Source organism: Enterobacter sp. 168J2 (assembly GCF_034107265.1).
Lineage (GTDB): Bacteria > Pseudomonadota > Gammaproteobacteria > Enterobacterales > Enterobacteriaceae > Enterobacter > Enterobacter nematophilus.
This window is the reverse complement of sequence record NZ_JAWNEB010000006.1, coordinates 69,967-93,898: the sequence shown is the minus strand read 5'-3', so window position 1 is coordinate 93,898 and position 23,932 is coordinate 69,967. Positions and strand designations below refer to the sequence as shown.

At 55.0% G+C, this 23,932-nt stretch carries 29 protein-coding genes; 13 read left to right on the top strand and 16 right to left on the bottom strand.

Translation table 11 applies throughout. The features are described 5' to 3' along the window. Positions 1–27: 27 nt before the first annotated feature. The 4 genes from cgtA to rplU form a co-directional block, all read right to left on the bottom strand. The gene (gene cgtA / locus USG84_RS16305; RefSeq protein ID WP_014885381.1) at positions 28–1,200 is read right to left on the bottom strand and encodes an Obg family GTPase CgtA; all 1,173 of its coding nucleotides are present in this window, start codon (positions 1,198–1,200) and stop codon (positions 28–30) included. 15 nt (positions 1,201–1,215) lie between these two features. Then, entirely contained in the window at positions 1,216–2,181 is a 966-nt protein-coding gene (locus USG84_RS16300) for a DMT family transporter (RefSeq protein ID WP_061096953.1), read from the bottom strand. A gap of 95 nt (positions 2,182–2,276) precedes the next feature. Further along, complete coding sequence (gene rpmA / locus USG84_RS16295) at positions 2,277–2,534, bottom strand: 50S ribosomal protein L27 (RefSeq protein WP_004385076.1); 258 nt, start codon at positions 2,532–2,534, stop codon at positions 2,277–2,279. 19 nt (positions 2,535–2,553) lie between these two features. After that, the gene (gene rplU / locus USG84_RS16290; protein WP_003025032.1) at positions 2,554–2,865 is read right to left on the bottom strand and encodes a 50S ribosomal protein L21; all 312 of its coding nucleotides are present in this window, start codon (positions 2,863–2,865) and stop codon (positions 2,554–2,556) included. Between the two features lie 257 nt (positions 2,866–3,122). Between rplU and ispB the strand changes: the two genes are divergently transcribed. Together ispB and sfsB are read left to right on the top strand one after the other, a co-directional pair. Further along, the gene (gene ispB, locus USG84_RS16285; RefSeq protein WP_253543347.1) at positions 3,123–4,094 is read left to right on the top strand and encodes an octaprenyl diphosphate synthase; all 972 of its coding nucleotides are present in this window, start codon (positions 3,123–3,125) and stop codon (positions 4,092–4,094) included. Between the two features lie 231 nt (positions 4,095–4,325). After that, entirely contained in the window at positions 4,326–4,613 is a 288-nt protein-coding gene (gene sfsB, locus USG84_RS16280) for a DNA-binding transcriptional regulator SfsB (protein ID WP_061096952.1), read from the top strand. A 62-nt stretch (positions 4,614–4,675) separates the two neighbouring features. Here the strand turns inward: sfsB and murA are convergent, their stop codons facing one another. From murA to mlaF, 7 genes are all read right to left on the bottom strand, one after another. Beyond that, positions 4,676–5,935, bottom strand: a complete 1,260-nt coding sequence (gene murA / locus USG84_RS16275) for a UDP-N-acetylglucosamine 1-carboxyvinyltransferase (RefSeq protein ID WP_028014560.1) — start codon at positions 5,933–5,935, stop codon at positions 4,676–4,678. A gap of 50 nt (positions 5,936–5,985) precedes the next feature. Next, the gene (ibaG, locus tag USG84_RS16270) at positions 5,986–6,240 is read right to left on the bottom strand and encodes a BolA family iron metabolism protein IbaG (RefSeq protein WP_008501458.1); all 255 of its coding nucleotides are present in this window, start codon (positions 6,238–6,240) and stop codon (positions 5,986–5,988) included. A gap of 126 nt (positions 6,241–6,366) precedes the next feature. Further along, positions 6,367–6,660 (bottom strand): lipid asymmetry maintenance protein MlaB, encoded by a 294-nt coding sequence (gene mlaB, locus USG84_RS16265; RefSeq protein ID WP_045630728.1) that lies wholly within the window; start codon positions 6,658–6,660, stop codon positions 6,367–6,369. Next, positions 6,660–7,295 carry a phospholipid-binding protein MlaC gene (gene mlaC / locus USG84_RS16260; RefSeq protein ID WP_061096951.1) on the bottom strand — a complete coding sequence of 212 codons (636 nt, stop codon included), beginning with the start codon at positions 7,293–7,295 and terminating at the stop codon, positions 6,660–6,662. Before mlaC ends, mlaB begins: the two co-directional genes overlap by 1 nt. 17 nt (positions 7,296–7,312) lie before the next feature. After that, positions 7,313–7,861, bottom strand: a complete 549-nt coding sequence (gene mlaD, locus USG84_RS16255; RefSeq protein WP_041911946.1) for an outer membrane lipid asymmetry maintenance protein MlaD — start codon at positions 7,859–7,861, stop codon at positions 7,313–7,315. A gap of 4 nt (positions 7,862–7,865) precedes the next feature. After that, positions 7,866–8,648, bottom strand: coding sequence for a lipid asymmetry maintenance ABC transporter permease subunit MlaE (gene mlaE / locus USG84_RS16250; RefSeq protein ID WP_028014564.1), 783 nt, complete (start codon positions 8,646–8,648; stop codon positions 7,866–7,868). Between the two features lie 7 nt (positions 8,649–8,655). Beyond that, positions 8,656–9,468 (bottom strand): phospholipid ABC transporter ATP-binding protein MlaF, encoded by an 813-nt coding sequence (gene mlaF, locus USG84_RS16245; RefSeq protein WP_028014565.1) that lies wholly within the window; start codon positions 9,466–9,468, stop codon positions 8,656–8,658. Between the two features lie 227 nt (positions 9,469–9,695). Between mlaF and USG84_RS16240 the strand changes: the two genes are divergently transcribed. The 11 genes from USG84_RS16240 to npr all read left to right on the top strand — a co-directional run bounded on the left by USG84_RS16240 (position 9,696) and on the right by npr (position 17,615). After that, complete coding sequence (locus USG84_RS16240; protein ID WP_151412466.1) at positions 9,696–10,673, top strand: calcium/sodium antiporter; 978 nt, start codon at positions 9,696–9,698, stop codon at positions 10,671–10,673. A 13-nt stretch (positions 10,674–10,686) separates the two neighbouring features. Next, entirely contained in the window at positions 10,687–11,673 is a 987-nt protein-coding gene (gene kdsD, locus USG84_RS16235; protein WP_253543349.1) for an arabinose-5-phosphate isomerase KdsD, read from the top strand. 14 nt (positions 11,674–11,687) lie between these two features. Continuing rightward, the gene (kdsC, locus tag USG84_RS16230; RefSeq protein ID WP_151412465.1) at positions 11,688–12,254 is read left to right on the top strand and encodes a 3-deoxy-manno-octulosonate-8-phosphatase KdsC; all 567 of its coding nucleotides are present in this window, start codon (positions 11,688–11,690) and stop codon (positions 12,252–12,254) included. Continuing rightward, on the top strand, positions 12,251–12,826 hold the full coding sequence (gene lptC / locus USG84_RS16225; RefSeq protein WP_028014568.1) for an LPS export ABC transporter periplasmic protein LptC: 576 nt from the start codon (positions 12,251–12,253) through the stop codon (positions 12,824–12,826). The genes kdsC and lptC overlap by 4 nt, the downstream gene beginning before the upstream one ends. Then, positions 12,795–13,349, top strand: coding sequence for a lipopolysaccharide ABC transporter substrate-binding protein LptA (lptA, locus tag USG84_RS16220; RefSeq protein WP_061096949.1), 555 nt, complete (start codon positions 12,795–12,797; stop codon positions 13,347–13,349). Before lptC ends, lptA begins: the two co-directional genes overlap by 32 nt. A 6-nt stretch (positions 13,350–13,355) precedes the next feature. Then, the gene (gene lptB / locus USG84_RS16215) at positions 13,356–14,081 is read left to right on the top strand and encodes an LPS export ABC transporter ATP-binding protein (RefSeq protein WP_028014570.1); all 726 of its coding nucleotides are present in this window, start codon (positions 13,356–13,358) and stop codon (positions 14,079–14,081) included. A gap of 47 nt (positions 14,082–14,128) precedes the next feature. Then, the gene (rpoN, locus tag USG84_RS16210; protein ID WP_061096948.1) at positions 14,129–15,562 is read left to right on the top strand and encodes an RNA polymerase factor sigma-54; all 1,434 of its coding nucleotides are present in this window, start codon (positions 14,129–14,131) and stop codon (positions 15,560–15,562) included. Between the two features lie 22 nt (positions 15,563–15,584). Beyond that, positions 15,585–15,872: a ribosome hibernation promoting factor gene (gene hpf / locus USG84_RS16205; protein WP_014171818.1), complete on the top strand. Its 288-nt coding sequence runs from the start codon at positions 15,585–15,587 to the stop codon at positions 15,870–15,872. Between the two features lie 82 nt (positions 15,873–15,954). Continuing rightward, on the top strand, positions 15,955–16,446 hold the full coding sequence (gene ptsN, locus USG84_RS16200) for a PTS IIA-like nitrogen regulatory protein PtsN (protein ID WP_008501443.1): 492 nt from the start codon (positions 15,955–15,957) through the stop codon (positions 16,444–16,446). 45 nt (positions 16,447–16,491) lie between these two features. Further along, positions 16,492–17,346, top strand: a complete 855-nt coding sequence (rapZ, locus tag USG84_RS16195) for an RNase adapter RapZ (RefSeq protein WP_014885397.1) — start codon at positions 16,492–16,494, stop codon at positions 17,344–17,346. Further along, positions 17,343–17,615, top strand: a complete 273-nt coding sequence (gene npr, locus USG84_RS16190) for a PTS phosphocarrier protein NPr (protein ID WP_003861872.1) — start codon at positions 17,343–17,345, stop codon at positions 17,613–17,615. Before rapZ ends, npr begins: the two co-directional genes overlap by 4 nt. A 39-nt stretch (positions 17,616–17,654) precedes the next feature. On the opposite strand, the gene mtgA is transcribed toward npr, so the two are convergent. The 5 genes from mtgA to lptF all read right to left on the bottom strand — a co-directional run bounded on the left by mtgA (position 17,655) and on the right by lptF (position 23,914). Then, positions 17,655–18,380 (bottom strand): monofunctional biosynthetic peptidoglycan transglycosylase, encoded by a 726-nt coding sequence (gene mtgA / locus USG84_RS16185; RefSeq protein WP_253543350.1) that lies wholly within the window; start codon positions 18,378–18,380, stop codon positions 17,655–17,657. Continuing rightward, positions 18,377–19,030, bottom strand: a complete 654-nt coding sequence (gene elbB / locus USG84_RS16180) for an isoprenoid biosynthesis glyoxalase ElbB (RefSeq protein ID WP_151412464.1) — start codon at positions 19,028–19,030, stop codon at positions 18,377–18,379. The genes mtgA and elbB overlap by 4 nt, the downstream gene beginning before the upstream one ends. A gap of 232 nt (positions 19,031–19,262) precedes the next feature. Continuing rightward, a complete protein-coding gene (arcB, locus tag USG84_RS16175; RefSeq protein ID WP_061096945.1) occupies positions 19,263–21,596 on the bottom strand; it encodes an aerobic respiration two-component sensor histidine kinase ArcB in 2,334 nt (777 codons plus the stop codon). Between the two features lie 135 nt (positions 21,597–21,731). After that, positions 21,732–22,814: an LPS export ABC transporter permease LptG gene (gene lptG, locus USG84_RS16170; RefSeq protein ID WP_028014575.1), complete on the bottom strand. Its 1,083-nt coding sequence runs from the start codon at positions 22,812–22,814 to the stop codon at positions 21,732–21,734. Continuing rightward, positions 22,814–23,914: an LPS export ABC transporter permease LptF gene (gene lptF / locus USG84_RS16165; RefSeq protein WP_028014576.1), complete on the bottom strand. Its 1,101-nt coding sequence runs from the start codon at positions 23,912–23,914 to the stop codon at positions 22,814–22,816. The genes lptG and lptF overlap by 1 nt, the downstream gene beginning before the upstream one ends. Positions 23,915–23,932 lie beyond the last annotated feature (18 nt).

Genomic DNA, 23,932 nt, shown 5'->3' with positions numbered 1-23,932 from the left:
CCCCTGGATGGGGGCTTCGGACAGATATTAGTGCTTGTAGATGAACTCGACGCCTTCTTCGTCGTCTTCATCCCAGTCATCGTCCCAGTCGTCTTCCTCTTCCGCTTCCAGCTCTTCGAGCTGCTGGCGGTGGTAGTCATCCCACATGAATTCGACTTTTTCTGGCTGTTTCGCTTCTTCAGCCTGAACGACCGGGTTCTCGATGATGAAGGTCATCACATCCCAGCAGAGATCTTTCACGCCAACCTGGCTTGCCGCGGAGATCAGGTAGTATTTATCTTCCCAGCCCATTGCTTCCGCAATCGCTTTGGCTTTCGCTTCGGCTTCCGCTTTGTCCATCAGGTCGATTTTGTTGAAGACCAGCCAGCGTGGTTTACTCGCCAGTTTTTCGCTGTATTTTTCCAGCTCGCCGATGATAATGCGGGCGTTCTCAACCGGATCGGAACCGTCGATTGGATCGATATCAATGAGGTGCAGCAGGACGCGGCAGCGCTCAAGGTGCTTCAGGAAGCGAATACCCAGGCCAGCCCCTTCCGCAGCGCCTTCAATCAGGCCAGGGATATCAGCCACGACGAAGCTCTTTTCGTTATCCATGCGGACAACGCCGAGGCTTGGCACCAGCGTGGTAAACGGATAGTCCGCCACTTTGGGCTTCGCCGCAGAGACAGCGCGAATAAACGTCGATTTACCGGCGTTTGGCATACCCAGCATGCCCACGTCTGCCAGCAGCATCAGTTCCAGCTGCAAATCGCGCTTATCGCCCGGCGTACCCATCGTTTTCTGGCGCGGGGTACGGTTAACGGAAGATTTGAAACGGCTGTTGCCCAGACCGTGCCAGCCACCTTTTGCGACCATCAGGCGCTGACCGTGCTTAGTCATATCGCCCATGGTTTCACCGGTGCCCTGATCTATAACGCGCGTACCGACCGGAACCTTAATGGTCACGTCTTTACCGCGTTTACCGGTACAGTCACGGCTCTGGCCGTTCTGGCCGCGTTCAGCGCGGAAGGATTTTTCAAAGCGGTAGTCGATCAGCGTGTTGAGGTTTTCATCCGCCTCCAGCCACACGTCACCACCATCGCCACCGTCACCGCCGTCAGGGCCGCCACGAGGAATATATTTTTCACGGCGGAAGCTTACACAACCGTTACCGCCATCACCTGCCACGACCAGAATCGTCGCTTCATCAACAAACTTCATTTTACTCTCCGTAACTCATTCGCCTGAGCGGGGGACTACTACGACCGCTTCATTTTTGCGCCAACGTCCCCAAAGACGATGACCAATGGCGGAATACATCGCGCCCGCAACCACGACAAACGCACCGAGATAGCCCAACAGGTTGAGCATCGGTCTGACGAAGACATCGGGCCAGGCCATTGATAACAAATCTGAAAATAACAGCGTAAACAGCGGGGTAAGCGTGATCAATGCGCTCACCTGTGCTGCCTGCCAGCGCGCCATCGCTTCCGCCAGCGCGCCATAACCGACCAGCGTGTTAAGCCCACAAAAAATGAGGCACGCCAGCTGCCAGTCGCTCAGCTGGGTAATGACGCCCGGCTTCGCTAATGGCAATAATGCAACTGTACACAAAGTGTACAGCAAAAAAAGGATCTGCTGTGAGGCCAGGCGACGCAATAACACCTTTTGCGCGACGCCATAGCTCACCCAGACCGTTGCTGCACCCACGCCGAAGATCACGCCCCAGGTGTAATCCGTAAGCCGGGTAAAAATCTCGATCAGGCTGGTGTTGAAGAACATCACCAGGCCGCATAGCAGCATGCTTGCCCCGATAATCTGCGTCCCGCGCATCTTCTCCTTGAGGATGAACACGCTCGCGACCATCATGCCCACGGGTGAAAGCTGACCAATCACCTGAGACGCCGTAGGGCTCAAATACTGCAGGGAAGAGCTGAACAGGATGAAGTTACCGAACAGACCGCCCGTCGCAATGGCCAGTAGCACCAGCCAGCGAGGTTTGCGGAAGAGTCGCAGCGGTGGAAGCTTACCTTTAATTGCAAGGATGGTCCCGAGACCAATGCTTGCCATCAGAAAGCGATAAAAGACCACCGTAGGCGGCTCCATCACTTCCAGTACCTGCTTCATTGCAATTGGCAGCGCACCCCAGCACATTGCGGTCGTGAGCGCCAAAAGAATACCAATGCCGGCCTGCTGCTTCATGCCCGTTTTCCCTACAGAAAATTTTCCGGGTTTCCAATGTAAAAAGCCCCGCAACACGTTGCGGGGCTTTAATCCGTTACCGGACCGAGAAAACCTTACTCAGCAACGATGCTGATGTATTTACGGTTGTTCGGGCCTTTAACTTCAAATTTCACTTTACCGTCTGCTTTAGCAAACAGAGTGTGGTCACGACCGCAACCTACGTTATTGCCAGCGTGGAATTTGGTACCACGTTGACGAACGATGATGCTACCCGCCAGAACGGATTCGCCACCGAAACGCTTAACGCCCAGGCGTTTAGCTTCTGAATCGCGACCGTTACGTGTGGAGCCGCCAGCCTTTTTATGTGCCATTTAAATCTCTCCTCAGGTCTTAGGCGCTGATGCCAGTAATTTTCACATCAGTGAACCACTGACGGTGGCCCTGCTGCTTACGGTAGTGTTTACGACGACGAAACTTAACGATTTTAACTTTCTCGCCACGACCGTGTGCAACAACTTCAGCTTTGATAACGCCGCCATCAACGAAAGGAACGCCGATTTTGACTTCTTCACCGTTTGCGATCATCAGAACTTCTGCGAACTCAACAGATTCGCCAGTTGCGATGTCCAGCTTTTCCAGGCGAACGGTCTGACCTTCGCTTACTCGGTGTTGTTTACCACCACTTTGGAAAACCGCGTACATATAAACTCCGCTTCCGCGCACGTCCTCGTATGAATCAGAGTGCGCTATAAATATTCACAATAGGGCGCGAATATTACGCAAAACGCGAGCCTTTGACAAGTGCTACCGTCAATACATGAAGAAAAAAAACACAACACGTACGGTAACGTTTATCTGAGCCGTTTTTTCAGTACAATCAGCACTACTATTGATAAACCGAAACCCTTCGTTACCCCATTGAAGATGGGATCAACAGGATAAAAAGCCCGGCTTTTGCGATGAATTTAGAAAAAATCAACGAGTTAACCGCGCAAGATATGGCGGGTGTAAATGCAGCAATCCTGGAGCAACTCAACTCTGACGTTCAGCTGATCAATCAGTTGGGCTATTACATTGTCAGCGGCGGCGGTAAACGCATTCGCCCGATGATTGCCATTCTGGCTGCCAGAGCCGTTGGCTATCAGGGAAATGCCCACGTGACGATCGCCGCGCTGATCGAATTTATTCACACCGCGACGCTTCTGCATGACGATGTTGTGGATGAATCCGATATGCGTCGTGGCAAAGCCACGGCAAACGCTGCCTTCGGGAATGCCGCCAGCGTTCTGGTCGGGGATTTTATCTATACCCGCGCCTTCCAGATGATGACCAGCCTGGGTTCTCTGAAAGTGCTGGAGGTGATGTCAGAAGCCGTTAACGTCATCGCTGAAGGCGAAGTGCTGCAGCTGATGAACGTCAATGACCCCGATATCACCGAAGAAAACTACATGCGCGTTATTTACAGCAAAACAGCGCGCCTGTTTGAAGCGGCCGCCCAGTGCTCCGGCATTCTGGCCGGCTGTTCCGAGGCGCAGGAAAAAGGCTTGCAGGACTATGGTCGCTATCTGGGTACCGCCTTCCAGCTGATTGATGATTTGCTGGACTACAGCGCGGACGGCGAAACGCTCGGCAAAAACGTTGGCGATGACCTGAACGAAGGCAAACCGACCCTGCCGCTGCTGCACGCTATGCACAACGGAACGGCCGACCAGGCGAAAATGATCCGTGAGGCGATCGAACAGGGAAATGGTCGCCATCTTCTTGAACCTGTTCTGGAAACCATGGCCATTTGCGGCTCGCTGGAATGGACCCGTCAGCGTGCTGAAGAAGAGGCTGACAAAGCCATCGAAGCTCTCCAGGTTATTCCAGACAGCCCGTGGCGCGATGCCCTGATTGGTCTTGCCCACATCGCTGTTCAGCGCGACCGTTAATCTTGCCCCCCACCTCCCCGCATCCTTCGCGGGGAGGTTCAAAAACGCACCAGTAAATTCCGCATTCATGTAAATTCATCGGGTTAGAGCCCGCATGAATAAAGCCATGTCTTATTCTGAATATCCCTTCAAGTAACGCGAACTTTTTAGAACACGAATGTTAAATGGGTATAGTAAGCCAGTCGTTTCAGAAGAAACGGCGTAGGTGAATCCGAACTTAAGGACAGCGTTATGGATACGAAATTTATCGACTGGCATACGGCAGATATCATTGCGGCACTGCGCAAAAGAGGTACGTCACTTGCAGCAGAGTCCCGCCGCCATGGTCTGAGTTCTTCCACCCTGGCCAACGCCCTGACCCGCCCCTGGCCAAAGGGGGAATTAATTATCGCGACGGCGCTGGAAACGCACCCGTGGGTGATCTGGCCTTCGCGTTATCACGATCCTGTTACCCATGAATTTATCGACAGAACGCGCATGATGCGCCAGAGAAAAGTAAAAACAGAACCGCAGGAATAACGGCTTTTTTTGACAGGAATAGCAACCCCCCGGTCATTTCTGGCAGGGGGCTGCCGGAACGATTACTCGCCCTTCACACGCTCGATATTGGCACCCAGCGCGCGCAGTTTGTCTTCGATACGTTCATAGCCACGATCGATGTGATAAATACGATCCACCACCGTTGTGCCTTCCGCGATACAGCCCGCCAGCACCAGACTTGCAGACGCACGCAGATCCGTTGCCATTACCTGGGCACCGGACAGTTTCTCAACGCCATGGCAAATCACGGTGTTACTTTCGATCTCAGCATGCGCACCCATACGGATCAGCTCCGGGACGTGCATAAAGCGGTTCTCGAAAATCGTCTCGGTGATCACACCGGTTCCTTCGGCAACCAGGTTCAGCAGGGTGAACTGCGCCTGCATATCGGTCGGGAATGCCGGATGCGGCGCCGTACGCACGGTCACCGCTTTAGGACGCTTGCCGTGCATGTCGAGGCTGATCCAGTCTTCACCGGTTTCAACATCAGCACCTGCTTCACGCAGCTTCGCCAGAACGGCATCCAGAGTGTCTGGCTGTGCATTACGGCAGACAATCTTACCGCCAGAGATCGCCGCAGCCACCAGGAAGGTGCCGGTTTCGATACGGTCCGGCAGAACGCGGTACACACCACCGCCCAGACGCTCAACGCCTTCGATGGTGATGCGGTCAGTCCCCTGGCCGGAAATCTTCGCACCCAGCGCCACGAGGAAATTGGCGGTATCCACGATCTCCGGTTCACGCGCGGCGTTTTCGATGATGGTGGTACCTTCTGCCAGCGTCGCCGCAGACATGATGGTGACCGTAGCGCCAACGCTCACTTTGTCCATGACAATATGCGCGCCTTTCAGACGGCCATTGACGGAGGCCTTAACGTAACCTTCTTCCAGCTTGATCTCTGCGCCCAGTTTCTCCAGGCCAAAGATATGCAGGTCAACCGGACGCGCGCCGATGGCGCAGCCGCCCGGCAGCGAAACCTGACCCTGACCGAAACGTGCCACCAGCGGGCCAAGCGCCCAGATAGATGCACGCATGGTTTTCACCAGATCGTAAGGTGCAGAGAAGTTGTTCACGTTGCTGGCGTCGATCCAGACGGAACCGTTGCGCTCAACTTTCGTGCCCAACTGGGTGAGCAACTTCATGGTCGTGTCGATATCTTTCAGCTTCGGTACGTTCTGAATTTCTACCGGCTCTTCCGCGAGCAGCGCAGCAAAAAGGATTGGCAGCGCGGCGTTCTTCGCGCCAGAAATTGTGACTTCGCCCTGGAGACGCGTTGGCCCCTGTACACGAAATTTATCCATTGTGTGCTCTCTTATAAATTCAACCGTGCTGCGGGCCTGTCGCCCTCAGCTCAAAAACCGTTTAGTTTGCGATCGCGTGCCCACTCTTGCGGGGTGAACGCTTTAATCGACAGGGCGTGGATGCGGTTATCCGCAATATATTCCATCAGCGGCGCGTACACAGCCTGCTGCTTCTTCACACGGCTCATACCGTCGAACATCTCACCCACAGCAATAACCTGGAAGTGACTGCCATCGCCAGTGACGTGGGCTTCCTGAAGGGAGAGTGCATTCATCAGCACTGTCTGGATTTCATGATTTTCCATGGGCTCTTAATCATCTGATAGTGAAAACAAGCCCAACATCTTAGAGCAAAGTGGCGTCGTCTTAAACAAGCAAAAAGCCCCGACGATGAAACTGTCAGGGCTTTCGGAAGTAACGCACTGAAAATATTAACGAGGCAGTACGTCCTGAGGCAGATTGTAGAGTTGCGCAAGGGTAACGACATTGTCACTCGCGCCATGAAGCATGACGCTTGTTCCCTGCTTTTTGCCCACGGCAACCAGATGGGCAAGCAGCGCAACGCCTGCCGTATCCACCCGCGTGACGTCGGTTAAGTCGATAAGCGTCACGCCCTGCATCGCTTCATGGCGTTTATCCCACAGCGGGTTCAGCAGATCCTGGTCCAGTTCACCGGACAGCCTTAACGTCTCACCTTCACGCGACCAGCGGAGTTGCTGCGACATTACTTCTTCTCGTCCAGGGTAATTTTCTGGCGAGAAATAGACTGCAACTGTGCGGTCAGGCCATCAATGCCCTTGGTGCGCAGCAGGTCGCTCCACTCGTTCTGTTTAGTGGTGATCATGCTCACCCCTTCGGCGATCATGTCATACGCCTGCCAGTGGCCGGTCTGGCTGTTTTTACGCCACTGGAAATCCAGACGCACCGGCGGACGGCCGTTAGGATCGTTGATGGTTACGCGAATAGGAATGATGGTGGCATCGCCAAGCGGCTGTTCTGGCGCAATCTGATAGGTCTGACCGTGGTACATCGCCAGCGCCTGGCCGTAAGCCTGTTTCAGGTATTCACGGAATGCAGCAAAGTAGGCTTCACGCTGCGCAGGCGTCGCGTCTTTGTAATAACGCCCCAGCACCAGCGCTCCCGCGTATTTGATCTGCACATACGGCAGCAGCTCCTGGTCAACCACGTCACGCAGATAGTCAGGATTCGCGCGAATTTTTGGCTGTTCGTTTTTGAGACGGTCGAAGGTTTTCTTCGCAGCTTCGTCCATCAGTTTGTACGGGTTGCTCTGATCCGCAGCATGCGCCGCAGTGAGAGGGGCAATGACCAGCATGGCAACCATTAACAGTCGTTTAAACATGAATGACTTCTCCTGAATTAATTCGCAGCACCAGGGGTCGGCGCAACGTTGGTATGGTCTTCACTCTGCGCAGGGGCATCGTCAGACTTTTTATCATCCCCTTTACTGTTGTAAAGGAACTGACCAATCATGTCCTCCAGCACCATCGCGGACTTCGTATCCTGGATAACGCTACCGTCTTTAAGGATAGTCGTTCCCAGCTCAGGGTCTTCAAAGCCCACGTTAAGGGCCAGATATTGTTCACCCAGCAGGCCGGAAGTACGGATAGAAAGGGAGCTGGTGTCCGGAATGTGGTTGTAACGTTCTTCGATATCCATCGCGACGCGCGGCAGATACGTTTTCTCATCGAGCGTAATGTCAGATACGCGGCCGATCACCACGCCGCCAATACGGACCGGTGAACGTGCCTTCAGCCCGCCGATGTTATCGAATGTGGCATAGATGCGATACGTCGGCTCGGTGCGTACTGAGGTGATATCTGCCGCTCGCAGGCAGATAAACAGCGCCGCCAGCAGCGCCAGCAGCAGGAAAACGCCGACCCAAATTTCATTTTTTCTCGTTTGCATGAACTCAATTCCCAAACATCAGTGCGGTGAGCACAAAATCCAGACCCAGTACGGCCAGCGACGAATGTACGACAGTACGTGTAGTTGCACGGCTAATGCCCGCCGAGGTCGGGATGGCATCGTAACCATTGAACAATGCAATCCAGGTGACCGTAATGGCAAATACCACGCTTTTAATCAGGCAGTTAACCAGATCCATTCGCAGGTCGATGGCGTCCTGCATCGCGGACCAGAAGAAACCGGCATCAATGCCTTTCCAGTGGACCCCAACCAGCGAACCGCCCCAGATCCCCACGGCGACAAACAGAATAGTCAGTAGCGGGAGCGAGATCACCCCCGCCCAGAAACGCGGCGAGATCACGCGACGCAGCGGATCGACCGCCATCATCTCCATGCTGGAGAGCTGCTCGGTGGCACGCATCAGGCCAATCTCAGCCGTTAATGCCGACCCTGCACGCCCGGCGAACAGCAGCGCCGCCACAACCGGCCCCAGCTCGCGCAGCAGCGAGAGCGCCACCAACATCCCGAGGCTGGTTTCCGCACTGTAGGTTGTCAGGACGAGGTAGCCCTGCAGCCCCAGCACCATGCCGATAAACAGACCGGAAACAATAATGATGAGCATCGACAGCACGCCGACATTGTAAAGCTGACGCACCAGCAGAGGGGCGTGCTTGCTAAACTCCGGCTTGCCGACCAGCGCGTTGAATAACATCAATCCGGCACGCCCGAACGTCCTGATGGTTTTTATGCCACGGTGTCCGAGAGCGGCCAACGCATTTAACAGCATGAGTGGCTTAACTCCCTATTCCCAGTAAATCGTCACGATAATCGCCCGCCGGGTAGCGGAACGGTACGGGTCCGTCAGCAATACCGTCAAGGAACTGCCGCACGCGCGGATCGCAATTTTCCTGCAGCGCCTGGGCGCTGCCGTGTGCAACGATCTTTTTGTCCGCCACGATATAGGCGTAATCGGCAATGCTCAATACTTCCGGTACATCGTGAGACACCACGATACAGGTGACGCCGAGCGCGCTGTTCAGTTCAGAGATGAGCTTTACCAGCACGCCCATCGTGATGGGATCCTGCCCGACGAACGGTTCGTCGAACATGATTAAATCGGGCTCTAATGCAATGGCTCGCGCCAGCGCGGCGCGGCGCGCCATCCCGCCGGAAAGCTCCGAAGGCATCAGCTTCGCGGCTCCCCGCAACCCCACGGCTTCAAGCTTCATCATCACCGTGCTTTTCAGAAGCTCAGGCGGCAGGCTGGTATGCTCGCGTAGCGGATAGGCTACGTTATCAAAGACGTTCATGTCGGTGAACAACGCCCCTGACTGAAAGAGCATACTCATACGTTTGCGGACAGTATACAGGCGCGAGCGCGACATCTCCGGGACGTTTTCGCCATCGAAGAGGATTTCACCGCTATCCGGTGGGATCTGACCACCAATAAGGCGCAGGAGAGTCGTTTTACCGATCCCGGACGGCCCCATGATGGCGGTGATTTTGCCACGCGGTACGGTCAGCGAAATATCATCGAATATCAGTCGATTGCCGCGAGAAAAACTCACACCGCGGACATCGACAATATTCGCCATCGTTTGGCTCATTTATAGTTCCTTTCTTACCCTGCTCACGTTAAGGCGTGCAGCCTGAATCAGCCCTTAACCCCGCATTTTTACAGAATATTAGCCGTTGAGGTTAGCGAAAGCTGGCATTTGTTTTACTTTTCCGGCGCATAAAGTCAAAATTAGGAATTCGTTACGCCTCAGACCGTATGCAGTCCAGCCATTCCCGCGCGATGGACCGACAAGTATACCTGAAGAAAGGACTTTTGATGCTTTTAGCAACAGCACTGTTAATCATTGGTTTACTGTTAGTGGTCTACAGTGCTGACCGTTTAGTCTTTGCTGCATCTATCCTGTGTCGCCTGACGGGCGTACCGCCTGTTGTCATCGGGATGACCGTGGTCAGCGTTGGCACGTCACTTCCTGAAGTCATCGTCTCCGTCTCGGCGTCGCTGCATGGTCAGCTAGACCTGGCAATTGGCACCGCGATTGGCTCTAACATCGTCAATATATTACTGATTTTAGGCCTTGCGGCACTGCTCCATCCATTTCGCGTCCATTCTGATGTTCTGCGACGTGAATTGCCGCTAATGTTAGTCGTAAGCCTGCTGGCAGGATGCGTATTCTATGATGGCGTACTTAGCTATAGCGACGGCATTTTCCTGCTGGCGCTGGCCGTCATCTGGTTACTGTATAGTGTTAAAATTGCCCGCCAGGCGGAAAAGCAGGGTCAGGACAGCCTGACGCGTGAGCAGGTTGCCGAACTTCCGCGTGAAGGTACGCTGCCGGTCGCCCTGCTCTGGCTTGGCGTTGCGCTGATCATCATGCCGATGGCAACGCGCATGGTCGTGGATAACGCGACGGTGCTGGCGAACTATTTCGCCATGAGCGAACTGACGATTGGCCTGACGGTGATTGCTATCGGCACCAGCCTGCCGGAGCTGGCCACCGCCATTGCGGGGGCGCGTAAAGGGGAAGATGACATCGCCATTGGTAATATCATCGGCTCCAACATATTTAATATCGCGATTGTCATGGGCCTGCCGGCTCTGATTACGCCGGGGCCGTTTAACCCTCTGGCGTTTTCACGCGATTACGGGGTGATGCTGCTGGTCAGCGTGATATTTGCCCTGCTCTGCTGGCGGCGGCAACGCCAGATCGGCAAAGGCGCAGGCGCGCTGCTGACGGGTGGATTTATCGTATGGATGGCGATGCTGTACTGGCTCTCGCCTCTTCTCTCTGGGTAAACGGAAACGCATTATGTCGCAAATAGAATTGCAGCCGGTTTTTGACTTTCAGAAAGCAGGCAAAGAGGTTCTGGAGATTGAACGTGAAGGTCTGGCGCAGTTAGATCAGTACATTAATCAGGATTTTAGTCTGGCATGTGAGAAGATGTTCTACTGTGCCGGGAAAGTCGTGGTGATGGGGATGGGCAAGTCCGGCCACATTGGGCGCAAAATGGCGGCAACGTTTGCCAGCACCGGAACCTCGTCCTTCTTTGTACACCCGGGGGAAGCCGCGCACGGCGACCTGGGGATGGTCACGCCGCAGGATATCGTTATCGCGCTGTCCAACTCCGGTGAGTCCAATGAAATTCTGGCATTGATCCCCGTACTGAAGCGTCTGCAGGTGCCGCTGATTTGCATGACCAGCCGTCCGGAAAGTAGCATGGCGCGTGCGGCCGATATTCACCTGTGCGTTAAAGTACCGAAAGAAGCCTGCCCGCTCGGCCTGGCGCCAACGTCCAGCACCACCGCCGCGCTGGTCATGGGCGATGCGCTTGCCGTCGCGCTGCTCGAAGCCCGCGGTTTTACGCCGGAAGATTTCGCGCTCTCCCACCCGGGCGGCGCGCTGGGACGCAAGCTGCTGCTGCGGGTAAACGATATTATGCACACCGGGGATGAGATCCCTCACGTCAGTAAAGAAGCCTCCCTGCGTGATGCCCTGCTGGAAATCACCCGCAAGAATCTGGGGATGACGGTCGTGTGCGACGATCTGATGAAAATTCAGGGGATCTTCACCGATGGCGACCTGCGTCGCGTGTTCGACATGGGTGTAGATGTCCGTACGCTCGGCATTGCCGATGTGATGACGCCCGGCGGCATTCGCGTGCGTCCGGGTACGCTGGCCGTGGATGTGCTGAACCTGATGCAGTCCCGCCATATCACCTCCGTTATGGTTGCCGATGGCGACCAGTTGCTGGGTGTGGTACATATGCATGATCTGCTGCGCGCTGGCGTAGTGTAATAAAGGATAAGACAATGAGTAATGCGGGTGCATCCCTTGCAACCTGTTATGGTCCGGTCAGTACCCAGATGATGGCAAAGGCGGAAAATATTCGTCTGCTCATTCTGGATGTGGATGGCGTACTTTCCGATGGCCTGATTTACATGGGCAATAACGGTGAAGAGCTGAAAGCGTTTAACGTTCGCGACGGCTATGGTATCCGCTGTGCGCTCACCTCAGGTATCGAGGTTGCTATCATCACCGGACGAAAAGCTAAACTGGTAGAAGACCGCTGTGAAACCTTAGGCATTACCCATCTTTACCAGGGTCAATCCGATAAGATGGCAGCGTTCAATGATTTACTGGGTAAACTGGCTATCGCACCGGAAAACGTGGCCTACGTCGGGGACGACCTGATTGACTGGCCGGTGATGTCTGAAGTCGGTCTTAGCATCGCGGTTGCTGATGCTCATCCGCTGCTGATCCCACGCGCTGACTACGTTACCCACATCAACGGTGGCCGGGGTGCCGTCCGTGAAGTCTGCGATCTGCTTCTGCTGGCGCAGGGCAAGCTTGATGAAGCCAAAGGGCAATCGATATGAGTAAAACCAGACGTTGGGTTATCATTCTGCTTTCGCTTGTCGCACTGGTATTGATTGGCGTTAACCTTGCCGATCGCGACGATACGCAAACGGAAGTCGTCAACAATAACGATCCAACCTATAAAAGCGATCACAGCGACACCGTGGTCTATAGCCCGGAAGGTGCGCTGAACTATCGCCTGATTGCCCAGCACGTGGAATACTTTTCCGATGACGGCGTTTCGTGGTTTACCCAACCTGTCATGACCACTTTCGATAAAGACAAAGTGCCGACGTGGTCAATTAAGTCAGATCGGGCCAAACTGACAAATGACCGTATGCTTTATCTGTATGGCCACGTTGAAGTCAACGCCCTGACCGCTGACTCGCAACTGCGAAAAATTACGACGGATAATGCCCAGATCAACCTGGTAACCCAGGACGTGACGTCGCAGGATCTGGTCACACTGTATGGCACAACATTTAATTCCAGCGGTTTAAGAATGCGCGGGAACTTACGCAGCAAGAACGCCGAGCTGATTGAAAAGGTTAGAACCTCCTATGAAATTCAAAACAAACAAACTCAGCCTTAAAGTAATTATCGCCAGCGCGATGCTGGCGGCCAGTCTCCCCGCGCTTGCTGTAACGGGCGATACCGACCAGCCGATCCATATCGAGTCCGACACCCAGTCTCTCGATATGCAGGGTAACGTCGTCACCTTCACGGGTAACGTCGTCGTGACGCAGGGCACCATCAAAATCAACGCCGATAAAGTGGTCGTTACCCGTCCGGGCGGCGAGCAGGGCAAAGAGATCATCGATGGTTACGGCAACCCGGCCACCTTCTACCAGATGCAGGACAACGGCAAGCCGGTGAAGGGCCACGCCTCGCATATGCACTATGAGCTGGCGAAGGATCTGGTCATCCTGACCGGAAAAGCGTACCTGGAACAGCTGGACAGCAATATTACCGGTGACCAGATTACCTATCTGGTGAAAGAGCAAAAAATGCAGGCCTCCAGCGAGAAAGGCAAACGCGTAACCACCGTGCTGGTTCCGTCGCAGCTGCAGGACAAAGGCAAGGGCCAGGCCCCGGCACAGAAGAAGAGTAACTAATTCGCTATGGCAACATTAACTGCAAAAAATCTCGCGAAGGCCTATAAGGGCCGCCGTGTCGTAGAAGATGTCAGTCTGACCGTCAACTCCGGCGAAATTGTGGGCCTGCTTGGCCCGAACGGTGCGGGTAAAACCACCACCTTCTACATGGTGGTTGGCATTGTGCCGCGCGATGCCGGCAACATTATTATTGACGATGAAGATATCAGCCTGCTGCCGCTGCACGCGCGCGCGCGCCGTGGCATCGGCTATCTGCCGCAGGAAGCCTCTATTTTCCGTCGTCTGAGCGTCTTTGATAACCTGATGGCGGTCCTGCAAATTCGCGACGACCTGACCAACGAACAGCGTCAGGATCGCGCCAACGAGCTGATGGAAGAGTTTCACATCGAGCACCTGCGCGACAGCCTGGGCCAGGCATTGTCCGGGGGTGAACGTCGTCGTGTTGAGATTGCGCGCGCGCTGGCCGCCAATCCGAAGTTTATCCTTCTGGATGAACCGTTTGCGGGCGTTGACCCGATCTCCGTTATCGACATTAAACGCATTATCGAGCATCTGCGTGACAGCGGGCTTGGCGTGCTGATCACTGACCACAACGTTCGTGAAACGCTGGCGGTATGTGAACGCGCGTATATCGTGAGCCAGGGCAATCTGATCGCTCACGGTACGCCGCAGCAGATCCTCGAAGACGATCATGTTAAGCGCGTCTATCTTGGGGAAGACTTCAGACTCTGATAGGGTAGAGGTAACGTAACGCCGAACCGGAGAAAAATGCTCTGAACATGAAGCAAGGTTTGCAATTAAGGCTCAGCCAACAGCTGGCGATGACGCCGCAGTTACAGCAGGCAATTCGTCTGTTGCAACTGTCCACCTTAGAACTCCAGCAGGAGCTCCAGCAGGCGCTGGACAGCAACCCCCTGCTGGAGCAAGCCGATCTTCATGACGAGGTAGATACCCAGCAGTTGCAGGACACAGAAGCGCTCGACACCGCGGATGCACTCGAACAAAAAGAGATGCCGGACGAGCTTCCGCTGGATGCCAGCTGGGATGAAATCTATACCGCCGGCACCCCTTCCGGCACGCGTGCAGACTACCAGGACGACGAGCTACCGGTCTACCAGGGTGAAACCACCCAGTCGCTGCAGGATTACCTGATGTGGCAGGTAGAGCTTACCCCCTTCTCCGATACCGACCGCGCCATTGCCACGTCGATTGTCGACGCCGTTGATGACACCGGCTATTTGACCGTCACGCTGGACGACATTCTGGAAAGCATGGGCGATGAAGAGATTGAGATTGAGGAGATTGAAGCGGTATTGAAACGCATTCAGCGCTTCGATCCGGTCGGGGTGGCCGCGAAAGATCTGCGCGATTGCCTGCTGATCCAGCTTTCTCAGTTCAGCAAAGAAACACCGTGGCTCGACGAGGCACGCTTAATCATCAGCGATCATCTGGATCTTCTGGCTAACCACGATTTCCGCACCCTGATGCGCGTGACGCGCCTGAAGGAAGAGGTGCTGAAAGAGGCGGTAAATCTCATCCAGTCCCTCGATCCGCGTCCCGGTCAGTCGATCCAGACCAGCGAACCCGAGTACGTTATCCCGGACGTGCTGGTCAGAAAACACAATGACCGCTGGGTCGTTGAACTGAACTCTGACAGCATCCCTCGCCTGCAAATCAACCAGCAGTACGCCTCCATGTGTACCAGCGCGCGCAACGACTCCGACAATCAATACATTCGCAGCAATCTTCAGGAAGCGCGATGGTTGATCAAGAGCCTGGAGAGCCGGAATGATACCCTGCTTCGCGTGAGCCGCTGCATCGTTGAACAGCAGCAGGCATTCTTTGAGCAGGGCGAAGAGTATATGAAACCGATGGTGCTGGCGGATATCGCCCAGGCCGTCGAGATGCATGAATCCACCATTTCCCGCGTTACCACGCAGAAGTATCTGCACAGTCCGCGCGGTATTTTTGAGCTTAAGTATTTCTTCTCCAGCCATGTGAACACCGAGGGTGGCGGCGAAGCCTCCTCCACGGCGATTCGCGCCCTGGTGAAGAAGTTGATCGCCGCGGAGAACCCCGCGAAGCCACTAAGTGACAGTAAGTTGACCACCATGCTGTCCGATCAGGGTATTATGGTGGCACGTCGTACTGTTGCGAAGTATCGAGAGTCTTTATCCATTCCGCCGTCTAACCAGCGTAAACAGCTGGTCTGACACAACCGATAAGGAAGACACTATGCAGCTCAATATCACAGGACACAACGTCGAGATTACTGAGGCTTTACGTGACTTCGTGAACGCTAAGTTCGCGAAACTCGAGCAGTATTTCGAAAGGATCAACCAGGTCTACGTTGTGTTAAAAGTGGAGAAAGTGACTCATATCTCGGATGCGACCCTGCATGTAAACGGGGGTGAGCTCCATGCCAGTGCGGAAGGGCAGGACATGTACGCGGCTATCGACGGCTTGATTGACAAGCTTGCGCGACAGCTCAATAAACATAAAGATAAACTGAAACAACACTAATTGTCCGGGCAGTTAACGGGTGCAGGACGGCCTGTTGTGAAACACAACAGGCCATTTGTACAGTTAGCGCTTAGGTGAAATTATGATGAACAACGATTCCGCTCTTCAACTGAGCAATGTCCTTAACCAGGAATGTACCCGCAGTGCCGTTCACTGCCAGAGCAAAAAACGTGCGCTGGAGATCATCAGTGAATTGGCGGCAAAACAGCTGGGCCTGCCGCCGCAGGTGGTGTTCGAAGCAATTCTGACCCGTGAAAAGATGGGCAGTACCGGTATCGGCAACGGCATCGCGATCCCGCACGGCAAGCTGGAAGAGGACACCCTGCGTGCCGTCGGTGTGTTTGTGCAGCTGGAAACGCCAATCGCTTTTGACGCCATTGATAACCAGCCCGTCGATCTCCTCTTCGCGCTGCTGGTTCCTGCCGACCAGACCAAGACCCATCTGCATACGCTTTCGCTGGTTGCTAAACGTCTGGCGGATAAAACCATCTGCCGTCGACTGCGCTCAGCCCAAAGTGATGAAGAGCTTTATCAAATTATCACTGAAGCAGAAGGCAATCAGGATGACGCATAACCAGGTGATGGCCTTCACATCTGTTGTCCTGAGGAGAAACGGAACATGGTGCTGATGATTGTCAGCGGTCGTTCAGGGTCGGGTAAATCCGTTGCCCTGCGCGCGCTGGAAGACATGGGTTTTTACTGCGTCGATAACCTGCCGGTCGTGTTATTGCCCGATCTGGCACGCACGTTAGCGGAGAGACAAACCTCCGCCGCCGTCAGTATCGACGTGCGTAACATGCCGGAATCGCCAGAGATCTTCGAACAGGCAATGAGTAACCTGCCTGACGCGTTCTCGCCTCAGCTGCTGTTCCTTGATGCCGACCGCAATACCCTGATCCGCCGCTACAGCGACACCCGTCGTTTGCACCCGCTTTCCAGCAAGAATCTCTCGCTGGAGAGCGCCATCGACGAAGAGAGCGATCTGCTTGAGCCGCTGCGATCTCGTGCCGATCTGATTGTCGACACCTCAGAGATGTCCGTTCACGAGCTGGCGGAAATGCTGCGTACCCGCCTGCTGGGCAAACGCGAGCGCGAGCTGACGATGGTATTCGAATCCTTCGGCTTTAAGCACGGTATTCCGATTGATGCGGACTATGTTTTCGACGTGCGCTTCCTGCCGAACCCGCACTGGGATCCAAAACTGCGTCCAATGACCGGTCTGGATAAGCCCGTGGCGGCGTTCCTCGACCGACACACAGAAGTTCACAATTTTATCTACCAGACGCGAAGCTACCTTGAGCTATGGTTACCTATGCTGGAGACAAATAATCGTAGCTACCTCACGGTAGCGATTGGCTGTACCGGCGGTAAACATCGTTCGGTCTATATCGCCGAACAGCTGGCCGACTATTTCCGCTCGCGCGGTAAGAACGTTCAGTCCCGTCATCGCACGCTGGAAAAACGTAAAACATGACCGTAAAACAAACCGTTGAGATCACCAATAAGCTGGGCATGCATGCGCGCCCGGCGATGAAGCTGTTTGAGCTGATGCAGGGTTTTGATGCAGAAGTGCTGCTGCGTAATGACGAAGGCACCGAAGCGGAAGCCAACAGCGTGATTGCGCTGCTGATGCTGGACTCCGCCAAAGGGCGTCAGATCGAGGTAGAAGCCACCGGTCCTCAGGAAGAGGAAGCCCTGGCGGCGGTAATTGCGCTGTTTAACGCCGGGTTCGACGAAGATTAGGCCTGCTATTCTGGCGGGTGGCGCTGCGCTTACCCGCCCTTACATTAACGCATTTCTCTCCATAAACCCTTCCCCACCCAGCTGGCGCATCTGGCGCATGATCCACGCCTGACGGCTTCGCACGTACCCTGACGGGGCGCTGGCCTTGAAGCGGATAGGATTAGGCAGAACAGCCGCGAGCAGCGCCGCCTCCGACATGCTCAGCCTGCTGGCTGGTTTATTAAAATAGCGTTGTGATGCAGCTTCGACACCAAATACCCCGTCGCCGAACTCGGCGATATTAAGGTAAACGGTCAGAATACGCTTTTTGCTCCAGACCGTTTCCATTCCCAGGGTCAGGCCCGCTTCCAGCCCTTTTCGCACCCAGCTTCGGCCATCCCACAGGAACAGGTTTTTAGCCGTCTGCTGCGACAGCGTTGACGCACCGCGTACGCGGTTTTCGTGACGTTCGTTATGGGCCAGCGCCTTTTCAATCGCGGCCACATCGAACCCCCAGTGCTCCGGGAATTTTTGATCTTCCGCCGCGATAACCGCCAGCCCCATGAACGGAGAAATTTCATCCATGCTCACCCAGTCAGAATGGGCAACGTAGCCGAAATCACCGGAGAACCACGCGCTAAGCTGGCGCTCAACCATGACCGCTGAAAACGGTACCGGCAAAATGCTGAACACCGCCAGCCCACCTCCCCAGAACACCGCCAGCACGAGAACGATGCGTAGAAGAAGGCGTTTCACCCATGCGCCTGCGGAAAACTGACGCCTCATTCCGTCAGCACCAGTACCCGGGCGACCAGCTTTTCAATACCCACGGCGGCTTCCGCAATATTCTTCGCCAGCATATACGCGGGCGTGGTGACAACTTTGTTGTCTTCATCCACCACAATGTCATCGACCGGGCACGGAACGTGTTCGCCCCCCATCTCCTCGACGACCTCTGCGGTATCAATATCGGTTCCGATCGTCAGCCGTAACGGGAAATCGAAAATGTTTGGCAGCATGGCCGGCGCAATACAGATAAAGCCCAGCGGCTTGCCCGCAGCATGCATCGCCAGCGTCAGCGCTTTTAAATCAGGGTCCACCCTGCACTCGGCGCCTTCGGCAGCAAAGGTGCTGAGATTTTTAGCGGCGCCGAAGCCGCCCGGCACAATGAGTGCATCCAGCTCAGCGGCATCTGCCTGCGCCAGCGGATGAATCTCTCCCCGGGCAATACGCGCGGCTTCAATCAGCACGTTGCGCGTTTCGGCCATCGGCTCGCCGGTCAGATGGTTAATCACATCCGCCTGATTTTTGTCGGGCGCAAAACAGATAACCTCTGCTCCCTGTTTCGCCAGGGCCAGCAGCGTGATTACGGCTTCATGTATTTCTGAACCATCAAAAACACCGCATCCGCTCAGGACGACACCAATTTTTTTCATCTTGACGATCCTTCTCTGCAACTCGCTGAAGCACATTAATAATTTTGATTAAAACGCTATGCTTCACACATTTCACTGATTCATGTAACAAACCATTTAAGATTTGCTATCTTATCTGCGTGCGGCCTAAATTTTTACGGCGGCGCCCATTAGAAAATTACTTTAAAAAACAGGCGCAGCCACGATTTCCCTGGTGTTGGCGCAGTATTCGCGCACCCCGGTCTAGCCGGGGTCATTTTTTTCTGGCGTCCACCCAGGCCTTAAGCACCGCAACATCGTTCTGCCACTCTTGTTTCATCTCTTCAACCCAATCACCCACGTTATCTTCCCAAGCTGGTAAATCAGGCGACTGAATCTGTTGACCCAGCTGCTGCAGGTGGCGTAACCCGACCGAGCCGGCTGCGCCTTTGATTTTATGCCCTTCTTCCACAATGCCCTTCTGGTCCCGCGCCGTCAGATTTGACTCCAGCACGCTCAGATAGCCCGGCATCATTTTTTCAAACACCGCCAGACCGTCGGTAATCAGTTTCGGGCCGACCAGATCGATATACTGCTCCAGCATCGCGGTATCGAGTATCGTTTGGGCTTTTGCGCTATCAACAGACGTCATGGTGCTCTCCTCTTCATCGTGGGTATCCCAGAACTTCTTGATCATGGCGGTCAGAGCAGGCACCGCCAGAGGCTTGCTGAGTACATCGTCCATACCGGCGTCGAGATACTCTTTTTTATCTTTCAGCACGTTCGCCGTCAGCGCCACCAGCGGCGGCAGTTCATCAGCCGCGTACTGACGCGTCAGTTCACGCGAGATATCCAGCCCGGTCATATCCGGCAACTGGATATCCAGCAGAACGAGGTCATATTCGCCCGGCTTAAACATCTCCAGCGCGGCTTTACCGGTCATCGCGACATCCACGCTGTTGCCCAGTTTTTCCAGCACCGAGCGCGCTACAATCACGTTAAGCTCAATATCCTCCACCAGCAGCACGTGCAGCGCAGGCAGCGGCATATCGTCGTTTTCAAAGGTATCCTCTACCTCTTCCGCCACCGCCGGCGCATGCACCGTCAGCGTGAAGGTTGACCCTTTGCCCGCCTGGCTGGCAACGGTGATGTCACCGCCCATGCTCTTCGCCAGCCGTTTAGAGACCGCGAGGCCGATCCCGGTGCCGGTGGCCGGTTTTCCGCCGTTGCTGTCCTTCACCTGGTAGTACATCGCGAAAATCTTGTCCTGCTCCTCCTGCGGAATACCAATCCCGGAGTCCTCCACCTCGAAGTGCAGCATGTCGCCTTCGTCATAGCGGATACGCACCGCCACCTGCCCCTTCTGGGTAAATTTCACCGCGTTGCTGATGAGGTTCCACAGGATCTGACGCAGCCGCGTGCCGTCGGTAACGACTTTATGCGGCAGCGGCAGGGTGGGCTCCATGACAAAATTCAGCCCCTTCTGCTGCGCCTGCAGACCAGACAAGTTTTCCAGATCGGCAAGGAAGCTGGTGAAATCAACCGGCTGGTTATCAAGCTGAACCTTACGGCGCTCCATCTTATCCATATCAATAATATCGTTGAAGATATTACCCAGCGTGACCGCCGAGACATGAATCGTTTTGAGGTATTTTTCCTGCTCTGCGGTCAGGTCGGTGTCCAGCAGAATGCGGCTCAGCCCCACGATGCCATTGAGCGGCGTACGCAGTTCGTGGCTGATTGTCGAGATAAAGGTGGTCTTGTCGCGGCTGGCGCGCTCCAGCGCATCCTGGTAGCGCTTACGCTCGGTAATATCGCGGCCAAAGCCCATCAGGCCGTGGCGCTTCCCGACGCGGTCATAGTACGGCACCTTGCGGATCTCAAAGCAGGCTTTACGCCCGTCCGGGTAATCCAGCCACTGTTCGTAGGTTAGCGAGACGTTATGACGGAACACTTTTTCGTCCGTCTCCATGACCTTGGCGGCCGCCTCTTCGGAGTAAACGTCCTGCGGCTTCAGGTGAATCAGCTGCTTTTCGCTTTTCCCGGTGAGGAGCTCCATCGCCCGGTTACAGCCGGAAAATTCTTTATCTTCGTTACGGTAGAACACCAGATCCGGCGAAGCGTCCAGGAACGAACGCAGGAAGGAGGATTGCTGCTCAAGCTGGATCTGCGTCACCTCGCGCTCTTTCATTTCGATTTTCAGCTGTTCCAGCGTGGCCTGACGCTCGGCCTCCGCCTTCTCACGATCTGAAATTTCCTGATTCAGCTGCGCAATGTTGTCTTTAAGCTGAACGTTGAGCTTCAGGTCGCGCTCGCGCATCTCCTCGAGCTTATCGACCAGTTTTGATAAGCGCTGACGGGACTCCTCCAGCTGTTCGACCACCACGGAAAGGAAATAGACCGCCCAGGGGGTAATGAGCAGGCCGAAGAAGATAGAGCGGATAACGTCGATACTCTCGACCTGACCATGCAGAACCATCGTAACGGCCATCTGCACGACAATGGCCAGAACGACCAGCGCCAGTGCCAGCAGCATGGAGAAACGCACCAGCCCAAGCTTCATCATCAGGTCGACGTAGTACTGGGCAAGCATTCGAATTTGCTTCATAGAGGATCCCTTCACGACTTTATCGCTCAATAATACTCAAATTCGAGGCGGGACGTTGAAGGTTGTGAGAAAAAGTGCGGGGTGAAACAGGAGATTAGCCTCGCCTCCGGTTCACCGGAGGCGAGGAGAGGTCAATCAGGAGCGTTTCAGCAGCAGCCAGAGGCTGATCAGGAAGAAGCTGGCGCTCGGCAGCAGCGCACCGATAATCGGCGGGATGCCATAAACCAGCGTCAGCGGACCGAAGATCTGATCGAGTACATAGAAGACAAAGCCGAAGCTAATACCGGTCACGACGCGCACGCCCATCGGCACGCTACGCAGCGGGCCGAAGATAAACGACAGCGCCATCAGCATCATTACCGCCACGGACATCGGCTGGAAGATTTTGCTCCACATGTTGAGCTGATAGCGTCCCGCATCCTGCCCGCTCGACTTCAGGTACTTCACATAGTTATGCAAGCCGCTGATAGAGAGCGCGTCAGGATCCAGCGCCACAACCCCAAGCTTATCCGGCGTGAGGTTGGTCTTCCAGGTGCCGGTCACCGTCTGTGACCCGGTAATCTGTTTTGGATCGGTCAGGTCAGATTCATCAACCTGAGACAAACGCCACTGCTTATGTTCCGCGTCAAACTTCGCCGAAGAGGCGTGTCGAACAGACTCCAGACGGCGCTGGTCATTGAAAGCATAAATGCTCACCCCGCCCAGTTCATCATTGCCCTTTACCCGTTCGATGTAGACGAAGTTTTTACCGTCTTTCGCCCATAAACCTTGCTGAGTCGAGAGCAGTGAACCACCGTACATAGCCTGAGCACGATAGTTACGCGCCATCTGTTCGCCCTGCGGTGCCACCCACTCGCCAATCGCCATGGTCAACAGCACCAGCGGGATGGCGGTTTTCATTACCGACAGCGCAACCTGCATACGGGTAAAGCCCGATGCCTGCATCACCACCAGCTCGCTGCGCTGAGCCAGCATCCCCAGCCCCAGCAGCGCACCCAGCAGGGCCGCCATCGGGAAGAAGATCTGCACATCTTTTGGCACGCTGAGCAGGGTGTACATCCCCGCCCCCATCGCGTCATAGCTGCCCTGCCCGGCTTTTTTCAGCTGATCGACAAATTTGATAATGCCGGAGAGCGACACCAGCATGAACAACGTCATCATGATGGTGGTGAAAATGGTTTTACCGATATAGCGATCAAGAACGCCAAACGCCTGCATTAGATGGCTCCTTTACGCGAGAATCGGGCACGTATGCGGCGCACAGGCACCGTATCCCACAGGTTTAATCCCAGCGCCAGTAAGATGTACAGGCTGTTAACGAACCACGTCCAGACCATCGGATCCAGCTTACCCTTCGCGCCGTTAGAGCGAATCGAGGTTTGCAGCAGGAAGTAGATCAGGTAAAGCAGCATCGCTGGCAGCATAGAGAGCACGCGCCCCTGGCGCGGGTTCACCACGCTCAGCGGAACGACAATCAGTGCCATCATAAACACGGTGAATACGAGCGTAATTCGCCAGTGGAATTCAGCCCGCGCTCTGTCGGTATCGGTATTCCACAGCGTGCGCATATCCATTTGCTCGGTATCCGTCGGATCGAGCGCCACCGCCTGATGACCAATAATGGCCTGATAGTTCTGGAAATCCGTAATGCGGAAGTCGCGCAGCATCGCGGTGCCTTCGAAACGGGTGCCTTTATTCAGCGTGACGACCTGAGAACCGTCTTTACGCTGGGAAAGCTGGCCAGAATCGGCAACCACTACGGACGGACGCGCGTTACCTTTAGGACGCAGCTGCGCCAGGAAGACATCGTTGAATTTACTGCCGTCAACGCTCTCAATAAACAGCACGGAGTTTCCGTCAGTCGCCTGCTGGAACTGCCCCTGCGCAAGCGCCGCCATGCCGGGGTTTGCTTTCGCTTCGGCCAGCACTTCGTCCTGATGACGGGAAGACATAGGGCCCGCCCACATCACATTCACCGCCGCAACAATGCCCGTGAACAGCGCCAGTATCATCGCCGCTTTCACCAGTACGGCTTTACTCAGGCCGCAGGCATGCATCACCGTAATTTCACTCTCGGTGTACAGCTTACCGAGGGTCATGAGCAGGCCGAGGAATAGACTCAGCGGCAGAATAAGCTGCGCCATTTCAGGGATCCCCAGCCCAAGCAGGGAAAGCACCAGATTCGTTGGAATTTCGCCGTCAACGGCCGCACCGAGGATCTTCACCAGCTTCTGACAGAAAAAAATCAGCAGCAGGATGAAGAGGATCGCCAGTTGGCTTTTGAGCGTCTCCCGCACCAGATATCTTATGATTATCACTTTAAATACGCCCGTAAA

Coding starts and splice junctions, on each gene's coding strand:
- mlaD (WP_041911946.1), bottom strand. CDS start 7,861: ATGCAAACGAGAAAAAATGAAATTTGGGTCGGCGTTTTCCTGCTGCTG.
- lptC (WP_028014568.1), top strand. CDS start 12,251: ATGAGTAAAACCAGACGTTGGGTTATCATTCTGCTTTCGCTTGTCGCA.
- mlaC (WP_061096951.1), bottom strand. CDS start 7,295: ATGTTTAAACGACTGTTAATGGTTGCCATGCTGGTCATTGCCCCTCTC.
- ptsN (WP_008501443.1), top strand. CDS start 15,955: ATGATGAACAACGATTCCGCTCTTCAACTGAGCAATGTCCTTAACCAG.
- mlaB (WP_045630728.1), bottom strand. CDS start 6,660: ATGTCGCAGCAACTCCGCTGGTCGCGTGAAGGTGAGACGTTAAGGCTG.
- mlaE (WP_028014564.1), bottom strand. CDS start 8,648: ATGCTGTTAAATGCGTTGGCCGCTCTCGGACACCGTGGCATAAAAACC.
- rpoN (WP_061096948.1), top strand. CDS start 14,129: ATGAAGCAAGGTTTGCAATTAAGGCTCAGCCAACAGCTGGCGATGACG.
- hpf (WP_014171818.1), top strand. CDS start 15,585: ATGCAGCTCAATATCACAGGACACAACGTCGAGATTACTGAGGCTTTA.
- rplU (WP_003025032.1), bottom strand. CDS start 2,865: ATGTACGCGGTTTTCCAAAGTGGTGGTAAACAACACCGAGTAAGCGAA.
- cgtA (WP_014885381.1), bottom strand. CDS start 1,200: ATGAAGTTTGTTGATGAAGCGACGATTCTGGTCGTGGCAGGTGATGGC.
- lptG (WP_028014575.1), bottom strand. CDS start 22,814: ATGCAGGCGTTTGGCGTTCTTGATCGCTATATCGGTAAAACCATTTTC.
- murA (WP_028014560.1), bottom strand. CDS start 5,935: ATGGATAAATTTCGTGTACAGGGGCCAACGCGTCTCCAGGGCGAAGTC.
- USG84_RS16240 (WP_151412466.1), top strand. CDS start 9,696: ATGCTTTTAGCAACAGCACTGTTAATCATTGGTTTACTGTTAGTGGTC.
- mtgA (WP_253543350.1), bottom strand. CDS start 18,380: ATGAGGCGTCAGTTTTCCGCAGGCGCATGGGTGAAACGCCTTCTTCTA.
- rapZ (WP_014885397.1), top strand. CDS start 16,492: ATGGTGCTGATGATTGTCAGCGGTCGTTCAGGGTCGGGTAAATCCGTT.
- lptB (WP_028014570.1), top strand. CDS start 13,356: ATGGCAACATTAACTGCAAAAAATCTCGCGAAGGCCTATAAGGGCCGC.
- kdsC (WP_151412465.1), top strand. CDS start 11,688: ATGAGTAATGCGGGTGCATCCCTTGCAACCTGTTATGGTCCGGTCAGT.
- USG84_RS16300 (WP_061096953.1), bottom strand. CDS start 2,181: ATGAAGCAGCAGGCCGGCATTGGTATTCTTTTGGCGCTCACGACCGCA.
- ispB (WP_253543347.1), top strand. CDS start 3,123: ATGAATTTAGAAAAAATCAACGAGTTAACCGCGCAAGATATGGCGGGT.
- mlaF (WP_028014565.1), bottom strand. CDS start 9,468: ATGAGCCAAACGATGGCGAATATTGTCGATGTCCGCGGTGTGAGTTTT.
- npr (WP_003861872.1), top strand. CDS start 17,343: ATGACCGTAAAACAAACCGTTGAGATCACCAATAAGCTGGGCATGCAT.
- kdsD (WP_253543349.1), top strand. CDS start 10,687: ATGTCGCAAATAGAATTGCAGCCGGTTTTTGACTTTCAGAAAGCAGGC.
- lptA (WP_061096949.1), top strand. CDS start 12,795: ATGAAATTCAAAACAAACAAACTCAGCCTTAAAGTAATTATCGCCAGC.
- arcB (WP_061096945.1), bottom strand. CDS start 21,596: ATGAAGCAAATTCGAATGCTTGCCCAGTACTACGTCGACCTGATGATG.
- rpmA (WP_004385076.1), bottom strand. CDS start 2,534: ATGGCACATAAAAAGGCTGGCGGCTCCACACGTAACGGTCGCGATTCA.
- ibaG (WP_008501458.1), bottom strand. CDS start 6,240: ATGGAAAATCATGAAATCCAGACAGTGCTGATGAATGCACTCTCCCTT.
- elbB (WP_151412464.1), bottom strand. CDS start 19,030: ATGAAAAAAATTGGTGTCGTCCTGAGCGGATGCGGTGTTTTTGATGGT.
- sfsB (WP_061096952.1), top strand. CDS start 4,326: ATGGATACGAAATTTATCGACTGGCATACGGCAGATATCATTGCGGCA.